The sequence below is a fragment of the Lentzea sp. NPDC102401 genome, assembly GCF_044765805.1.
Classification (GTDB): domain Bacteria; phylum Actinomycetota; class Actinomycetes; order Mycobacteriales; family Pseudonocardiaceae; genus Lentzea; species Lentzea sokolovensis.
Genome location: NZ_JBIWKS010000020.1, coordinates 128,699 through 137,474, shown reverse-complemented (window position 1 = coordinate 137,474; position 8,776 = coordinate 128,699). Strand labels below are relative to the sequence as shown.

Genomic DNA, 8,776 nt, shown 5'->3' with positions numbered 1-8,776 from the left:
CTTGCGACCGAACTCGTGGAGCGAGAGGTCGGCCACGGCGAAGTCGATGCCGTTGCGGGTCTGCAACCGGTCCGAGGTCATTGCGAAGTCCTCCAAGGCGCTTCAGAGAGCGAACTGTCCGGTGTGGACAGTTCGGAACAGACTGGCCTCCGCCGCGGCCACCGGGCCGTAGGCTTCGGCGAACCGGTCGGCGAACCGCTCGGGATCCACCGAGTACTCCTGCGAGCCCTGCGACTCCAGGACGAAGGTCGCGAGCGTGCAGCCGAGCTGCATCGCACGCTCGGCCGGCAGTCCCCGATCGAGGCCCGCGAGGAATCCGGCGCGGAACCCGTCGCCGACACCGGTCGGGTCCACGACCTGCCTGGCCGCGACGGCGGGCACGTGCGCGGACGGCAGGCCGGCCATCTCCAGCCGGACGCCCTTCTCGCCCGCGGTGGTGATCCACGCCCCGACCCGGTCGAGCACCTCCGCCTCGGACCACCCGGTCTTGGACAGCAACAGGTCGTGCTCGTAGTCGTTGGTGAACAACCACGTCGCGCCGGTCAGCAGCGAGCGGATCTGGTCGCCGTCCATCCTGGTGAGCTGCTGCGACGGATCGGCCGCGAACGGATGGCCGGCCCGCACGCACTCCGCGGTGTGCCGCAGCATCGCCTCGGGGTCGTTGGGCGAGACCAGCACGAGGTCCAGTCCCCCGAGCCGGTCCGCGACGGGCGCGAGGCCGATGTGGCGGGCCTCCGCCATCGCGCCGGTGTAGAAGGACGCGATCTGGTTCTGGGCCTCGTCGGTGGTGCACAGGAACCGTGCGGTGTGGCGGGTTTGCGACACCAGCACCGACGCGGTGTCGACGCCGTGGTCCTCCAGCCACGCCCGGTACTCGGCGAAGTCCTGGCCGACCGCGCCGACGAGGGCCGGCCGGGATCCGAGCAGGCCGAGACCGAAGCAGATGTTGGCCGCGACGCCTCCCCGCCGCACGTCCAGCGTGTCCACCAGGAACGACAGCGACACGGAGTCGAGCCGGTCGGCGAGGAGCTGGTCGGTGAAGCGGCCGGGGAACACCATGAGGTGGTCGGTGGCGATCGAACCGGTGACGGCCAGCCGCATCGTCAGCCTCCGTTCACGAGGTCGCGCAGCGCCTCGGCACGGTCCGTCGACTCCCAGGGCAGGTCGACGTCGGTGCGGCCGAAGTGGCCGTACGCGGCGGTCGGGGCGTAGATCGGGCGGAGCAGGCCGAGGTCGCGGATGATCGCGGCCGGACGGAGGTCGAACACCTCGGCGATGGCCTGCTGGATCTTGGTCGGGTCGACCGTCTCGGTGCCGAAGGTCTCGACGAACAGGCCCACGGGCGCCGCCTTGCCGATGGCGTACGCGACCTGGACCTCGACGCGCGACGCCAGACCGGCGGCGACGGTGTTCTTGGCGACCCAGCGCATCGCGTACGCCGCAGAACGGTCGACCTTCGACGGGTCCTTGCCGGAGAACGCGCCGCCGCCGTGACGGGCCATGCCACCGTAGGTGTCGACGATGATCTTGCGGCCGGTCAGGCCCGCGTCACCCATCGGGCCACCGATGACGAAGCGGCCGGTCGGGTTCGTCAGCAACCGCACGTTCGCGGTGTCGATGTTCAGCTCAGCGAGTTCGGGGGCCACGACGTGCTCGCGCAGGTCGACGCCGAGCAGGTTCTCCAGGTCGATGCCGTCGGCGTGCTGCGTGGAGATGACGACGGTGTCGAGTCGCACGGGCTGGTCGCCCGCGTACTCGATGGTGACCTGGGTCTTGCCGTCCGGACGCAGGTACGGAACCGTGCCGTCCTTGCGGACCGCCGTCAAACGCCGAGAAAGCCTGTGCGCCAAGGCGATCGGCAGCGGCATCATCTCCGGCGTGTCGCTGCAGGCGTAGCCGAACATCAGGCCCTGGTCGCCCGCACCCTGCTTGTCGATCTCGTCGTCGGCACCCTCGACGCGGTTCTCGAACGCCGTGTCGACACCCTGCGCGATGTCCGGGGACTGCGCACCGATCGCCACGTTCACGCCGCACGAGTGGCCGTCGAAACCCTTCGCGGACGAGTCGTAGCCGATCTCCAGGATCTTCTCGCGGACGATCGTCGGGATGTCCGCGTACGCCTCGGTGGTCACCTCACCCGCGACGTGGACCTGACCGGTGGTGACCATCGTCTCCACCGCGACGCGCGAACGCGGGTCCTTGGCCAGCAACGCGTCCAGGATCGAGTCACTGATCGCGTCACAGATCTTGTCCGGGTGTCCCTCGGTCACCGACTCACTGGTGAACAACCTGCTGTTGGTCATCGCAAAGCGCTCCTTGAAAGTGGGGTTACTGAGGACGGGCAGGCTTACGCGGCCGGCTGCACGGCTTCCGCGTCGTGCGCGTAGATCTCGTCGCACAGGCGAAGCACCTCGTCGAGCGACTGGGGTGCGGTCATCACGTCCGCGTGGCTGCTGGTGTCGACCACGGTCACGCGGAAGTCGTCGATCTGGGACTTCCAGTCGCGCCAGTACTCGACGCCGTCCATCCCGGGCAGCTCCGGGTTGTCGAAGAGCACCATGTAGTCCTTGAACTCACCGAAGAACTCGCCGCTGCGGTTGCGGAAGTAGTGGCAGGACACCGAGTCCCGCCGCGGCAGCCGCGACGTCACGTAGTTCTCGCTCTGCATCGCCTCGAAGTACCGGGCGAGCTGGGTGACCTGTTTGCGGAGCTGGGCCTCGGTCTTGGTGATCCCGGCGGCCAGGGCGGCCTTGATGAGCGAGTCGAAGAAGTCCGGGTAGGACAGACTCGGGTCGACCTCGTCCCTGTGCAGGATCGGGGCCGTGCCGTCCTCGGTGTTCAGGCTGTTGTTGCCGAGCACGAGGTTGACCGCGCGGAACGCGGAGACCTTGGCGACCGCGTCCGGCTCGGTCCTGCCGCCCTGCATGATGGCGTTGACCTGGTTGGTCGCCGGGGCGTCCAGGGAGTCGAGCATGACCAGGGTGTTCACCTCCGCGCCCTGCAGCTGGAGCTGGCGCACGACCTCGTAGGCCAGCAGGCCGCCCAACGAGAACCCGCCGATGTCGTAAGGCCCCTCCGGCTGCACTGCGCGGATGAGGGACACGTAGTGCCTGGCCATCGGCACCTGTCCGCCGAGGATCTCGCCGGACCCGGCCCAGCCTTTGGGCTGGATCCCGTAGAAGGGGCGTCCGGACCGTTCGGCCAGCGGCCGGTAGGACTCCACTCCCCCGTTGCCGTGGTGGATCCAGAAGACGGGCCGGCCGTCGCGGCCCCGGTTCATCTGGACGAGCTCGGGATGGTCTTCCACCGCCAGCACGGGCGCCGACGTCGCGCCGACAGCGGCGAGAACGTCGCGGAGCGACTCGCATTCGGCGATGACGTCCAGCGACAGGGTGTCGTCGACGTGCTTCCTCAGCTGGGACAGGAACTGGGCCATGAAGATCGAGTCGAAGCCGTAGCGCCGCAGGGGCGCGTCCAGTTCCAGCTGCGCGGGATCGAGTTCGAGGACGTCAGCCAGCAGTGCCGTGACCTGCTCCGCGACCGTGCCGGGAGCCTCATCCTGTTGCGCAGGTCCGGTTGCGGGCACCTCAGCGGGACCGGCCCCGGCCCTCGGCTGTCGAACGGCACCGTCGCTCTCGGCGACGAAGACCCGCTGTCCCAGCAGACCCTCCGCGACGGTGAACGTGCCGCGGAAACCCGCTTCGGCCAGCAGTCGTCGCCACCCGTCCGCGGTCGGAGCCACCAGACCATCACTCACCTGGTCGTTGAGCAACAGGATTCCGTTGGCCCGCAGGGAGGCTTTGGTGTTGCGCAGAGCAGCACGAAGATCACGGGTGGCGTGCCGCAGCCCGTTGGCGATGACGACGTCGAACGCGCCGACCTGGACCGCCTGTCCGGCAAGGGGCTTCTCGACGTCGAACACCCTGGTCTCGAAGTAGTGCTCCGGCTCGCCGAACGCCTTCTCCAGGGACTCCTCGGAGAGGCCCGTGTAGCAGTAGGTTTCGAGGTGATCGCGCCACGATCCGAGGTGGCGGAACACGGTGTCCCTGACCTCCCGGTCACCCGTGCCGATCTCCAGCACCCGCAGTGTGGTCATGGGGTCGTCCGCCACGCGGTGCCGCACGTAGTCGACGAGCGATTCCGCCAGCGCCTCGTTCACGTCGCCGGCGATCGGATCGACCAGTGCGGGGTCGGGTGCTTCCGCGCGGCTGTCGCGCAGAAGGCCGACCACCGCCGACGACACGGGCGCGACGTGCTCGATCACGTCCTCGCTGAGAAGTCCGTCGAACGCGCGGGTGCTCGTCACCTTCATCATCGCCAGCTGGGAGCGCTGAAAGCCCAGAAGCGTGTCGTAGGCGGCCATTCCCTCGGCGGGTTCGATCGACGCGACACCGCCCTTGGCCATCCGCTCGCGGTGGGCCTCGTCGGCGGCCACACCCACACCGCCCCAGTAACCCCAGTGCATCACCTTGACGGGACAGGACAGGCGGGTGCCCAGGTGCTCGGCGTAGGCGTCGGCGAACGTGCAGCCCGCGGCGTAGTTGGCCTGTCCCGGTGAGGTGAGGAACGACTGGAGCGAGGAGAAGAACACGACGAAGTCCAGCGGGTCGCCCGCGAACACCTCCGCGATGTTCACCGCGACGTCGGCCTTGGCGGCGTAGCTCACGCCGAACCGCTCCTCGTCCATCCGCGCGAGGCTCTGGTCGCCGAGCACGATGGTGGAGTGCAGCACTCCCCGCACCGGGCCGTAACGGCGCACGATCTCGTCACGGGCCCGGCGCAACGCGACCGGATCGGTCGCGTCGGCCTGGATGTAGTCGGGGGCGGGCCCGTGCGCCGCCATCCTGGTGCGGAGCCCTTCAATTCGGTCGTCGAGAGGACGACGGCCGATCCACACCACCCGTGCCTTGTGCCGGCGGATCAGGTGCTCGGTCCAGACGACGCCGATGCCTCCGGCACCTCCGATGGCGACGACAACGTCGTCCGGGCGCAGGTTCTCGTGCGCGGGTCCGGCCGGAACCGGCTCGGCCAGCTCCACCAGCCCCTGGCGGTACCACTCGCCGTCACGGCGTGCCAGCAGCGCGCCGCCCGGCTGCGGGGCCAGTTCCAGCAGTTCGTTCCACGGCAACGGTTCCCCTGGGGGAACGTCCACGACCCGGACCGGCCACTGTGGACACTCCTGGGCGAGTGAGCCGAACAGGCCGTGCAGGCCTGCCTGGGCAGGATCCACCTCGCTGTCACCGGGAAGGAGCCTGGCCTGCCGGGTGATCACGGTCCAGCCGATCTCCCCGCCGGTCGCCTGGACCGCCTTGACCAGACGGAACGCCGCACGGGCGTCCGCGGGAGCCAGCACCACCACGTGCGCGGCGTCGGCGGGGAAGGCCGACTTCAGTTCCTCGACCGTGCCCGCGGTGTCCAGCACCAGGGTCTCCGGCCGGAGTTCGCGGAACGAGGCGTGCTCTTCCGCACTGCCACCGAACAGCACGATCCTGTCCTGTTCCGCAGGCCACTGCGGGACGGACTCCACGCTGACGGCGTCCCAGACCTGCGTCATGAGACAGGTCCGGCCGTCTGACGACGGCGCGGGCAGAGTTTTGATGCTGAAGCCGAGCATCCGCACGCAGACGAGCCCGTCGGCGTCACAGACGTCGATGTCGAACCGGTGCACGTCACCGCCGCGGTCGCCGGTGTGGCGGCGGATGACGGCCCAGCCGTCCGCGGGAGTCGCGGCACGCACCTCGACCTCGCGCACCGCGAAGGGCAGCGCCAGGCGGCCGGCGCCGTCGTCCTCGCCGCTCCAAGCGCCGAGAACGGCCTGGAACGCGCCGTCGAGCACGCTGGGGTTGAGCACCAGCGACGACACGGCCTCACTCGGCACGGTCAGCCTGGCCACTGCCACACCGTCGCCCTGGTGCAGGGAGCGCACCGCCCGCAACGACGGGCCGTAGCTCATGCCGAGACGCGCGTAGGTCTCGTAGAACTCGGCGGAGCCGGTGGTGCGTGGGCAGGAACCGAGCAGTCCCCGCACGTCGATCTTCTCCGACGTCCTGGTGAGCGTCTCGTCGACCTGCCCGACACCTTGGGCGTGGACCGCCTCCGCACCTTCCACCCTCACCTCGAACGCGCCGTCCTGGGACGAGAGGCGCACCTCGACGCCGCACTGCCCGGTGACCTCGATGGGCCGCAGCCAGCACACGTCACGCAACCGCACGCCGGCCCCACCACCGGCGAGCGCTTCGCGCGCCAGTTCGAGGTAGGCGACCCCGGGCAGCACCGGAAGTCCGCGCACGAGGTGGTCGCGCACGTAGAACTCGTCGCCGCTCAACGCGAGTGGCTTCGGGGTGGCGACAGCGCGGGAGCCGCCGTCGGCGATCCAGAAGCGACGCAGGTTGAACGGGTAGGACGGCAACGGCATCCGGCGCGGCGGAGTGTCGCCGTGCAACCGGCGCCAGTCGAAGTCGAAGCCACCGGCCCACAGTTCGAGCAGACGGGACAGCTTGCCCTTGGCGACCCAGGTGTCCATCGCGGCGGCGATGTCCTCGTCGGCGGCGAGCGCCTTCCACAGCGCGTTCGGCTGCGGGCTGCCCCTGTGCACGTGCCCCGGTGCATCGCCGGAAACGAACGCCCGCAGCACTTCCCGCAGTTCCTCCACGGTCCCGGCGGTGAAGGCGAGTCGTTCCGCCATCGCCACCCTGCCGACCTGGAGGGTGTACGCGAGGCTCGCCAGGTCGCCGTCGGACGGGGCGTGGTCGTCGATCCAGGTGAGCAACTGCTGGGCGCGGGCCACCAGGGTGGTGGGTTCCTTGGCGGACAGCACGATGGCGAACGGCCCCTGCTCGGCGCTCTTCGCGGCGGGCGCGCGGTACTCCTCCAGCACGACGTGCGCGTTGGCGCCGCCGAAGCCGAACGAGCTGACTCCGGCCCGGCGAGGGAGCTCGTTGCCGTCGGCGTCGAGCGGCGCGGCCCACGGCTGTCGTTCGCGCACCAGGAAGAACGGGCTGCCGTCCACCTCGACGTACGGGTTGACGGTCTCGCTGTGCAGGCTCTCGACGAGCGTGCGATGACGCATCTGCAGCAGCACCTTGAGCACGCCGGCCACCCCGGCGGACAGTTCGAGGTGCCCGATGTTGGTCTTCACCGTGCCGATGCCGACGTGGCTGCCGGTGATCTCGGCCCCGTGGTCGGCGTAGAGCTCCCGGAACGCCTCCCGCAGACCGTTGATCTCCACGGGGTCGCCGAGCTTCGTTCCGGTGCCGTGCGCTTCGACGTAGCCGACCGTGCGCGGGTCGATGCCGGCCCGGCGGTGGGCGTCGAGGATGACCGCGGCCTGCGCCCTCGGGTTCGGCGCGGTCAGGGAGTTGGCGCGGCCACCGTGGTTGACGGCGGTCGCCCGGATCACGCCGTGGACGTGGTCGCCGTCGCGTTCGGCCGCGGACAGCCTCTTCAGCACGAGCATCCCGATGCCCTCGCCCCGGGAGTAGCCGTCGGCGCGGTCGGAGAACGACTTGCAGCGGCCGTCGTCGCTGAGCATCCCCGCCCGGCCGAAGCTGATGTGACCGTCCGGCACGAGCACCGTGTTGACCCCGCCCGCCACCGCGAGCGAACACTCCCCCCGCTCCAACGCGGACACCGCCCGGTGCAGGGCGACGAGGGAGCTGGAGCAGGCCGTCTCGACCGGCTCGCTCGGGCCGTGCACGTCGAGGAAGAAGCTCATCCGGTTGGGACCGATGGACGGGACGGTGGCCGTCGCGGCCACTCCTTCACCGCCGCGCGCGTTCTCCTCGATCAGCCGCTGATAGCCCGTACCGGCCGTGCCCACGATGATGCCGAGATCGCTGCCGGCCAGTGAGGACGCGGCGTGACCGGCGTCCTCCAGCGCCTTCCACACGTGCAGCATGAGCAGCCGGTGCTGGGGGTCCATCAGCCGTGCCTCGCGCGGCGAGATGCCGAAGAACTCCGGGTCGAAGTCGGCGACGCCGTCCATGAACCCGCCCCACTTGACGGTGGTGCGGCCCTCCTCCGCGAAGGGATCGCCGTAGAGCTCCCGCCAGTCCCAGCGGTCGGCGGGCACCTCGCTGATGCAGTCGCGGCCCTCGGACAGGTTGCGCCAGAACGCGTCGAGGTCGTCCGCCTGCGGGAAACGGCCGCTCATGCCGATGATCGCGACCGCGTCCGTTCCCCGGTCCTGCGCGGCGGGAACCTGTCGGGGAGGTGTCACGGGGGCACGCGGGGTCTCGCGGACCGGTTCCTTCGCCACCGGGACGGCGGCGGGGCGCAGGCCGAGACGGTCCGCGAGCCGGGCACCGTGCTCGCCGGCGATGTGCGCGGCCAGCTCGCGCAGGTTCGGGTGGTCGAACATCGTGGTCGGCTTGATGTCGGTGCCCAGCGCGTCGTTCACCATGGTCGCGAGCTGGGTGATGATCACCGAGTCGAGGCCGTACTCGCTGAGGTCCACGTCCACGTCGAGGTCGTCGGCGCTGACCTTGAGCAGCTGCCGGACCTTGTCCGCCAGGACGTCGCAGACCCGGTCGGCCAGGACGTCCGGATCGACTCCCGGCGTCACCGCGGGCCGGGCGGGCCCGGCCTCCTGCAGCTGCCTGGCCAGGCGTACCGCTTCCGCCTTGTCGATCCGGCCCTGACTGACCAGTTCGTACAGCTGGGTCACCGAGGTGACGCGGTGGCTCATGTCGGGCTCCGTTCGCGTTCGGGGAAGTGCCGATGCGCCCCAGGGGCACGCGGAGGGGTGGCACGCGGGAGGTGGCACGGCACCTGCCTC

The 8,776-nt window shown here is 70.1% G+C and carries 3 protein-coding genes; all 3 read right to left on the bottom strand.

All coding sequences use genetic code 11. The annotated features are described in order from the left end of the window. Positions 1 to 102: 102 nt before the first annotated feature. Genes ACIRG5_RS44645 through ACIRG5_RS44635 form a run of 3 tightly spaced genes read right to left on the bottom strand, consistent with a single transcriptional unit; the run spans position 103 to position 8,686 of the window. Positions 103 to 1,101 (bottom strand): carbohydrate kinase family protein, encoded by a 999-nt coding sequence (locus ACIRG5_RS44645; protein ID WP_402916889.1) that lies wholly within the window; start codon positions 1,099 to 1,101, stop codon positions 103 to 105. 2 nt (positions 1,102 to 1,103) lie between these two features. Next, entirely contained in the window at positions 1,104 to 2,303 is a 1,200-nt protein-coding gene (gene metK, locus ACIRG5_RS44640) for a methionine adenosyltransferase (protein WP_402916887.1), read from the bottom strand. A gap of 44 nt (positions 2,304 to 2,347) precedes the next feature. Further along, positions 2,348 to 8,686: a beta-ketoacyl synthase N-terminal-like domain-containing protein gene (locus tag ACIRG5_RS44635; protein WP_402916885.1), complete on the bottom strand. Its 6,339-nt coding sequence runs from the start codon at positions 8,684 to 8,686 to the stop codon at positions 2,348 to 2,350. Positions 8,687 to 8,776 lie beyond the last annotated feature (90 nt).

Excerpts from the sequence above, each read along its gene's own strand:
- ACIRG5_RS44645 (WP_402916889.1), bottom strand. The coding sequence starts at position 1,101 with ATGCGGCTGGCCGTCACCGGTTCGATCGCCACCGACCACCTCATGGTG.
- metK (WP_402916887.1), bottom strand. The coding sequence starts at position 2,303 with ATGACCAACAGCAGGTTGTTCACCAGTGAGTCGGTGACCGAGGGACAC.
- ACIRG5_RS44635 (WP_402916885.1), bottom strand. The coding sequence starts at position 8,686 with ATGAGCCACCGCGTCACCTCGGTGACCCAGCTGTACGAACTGGTCAGT.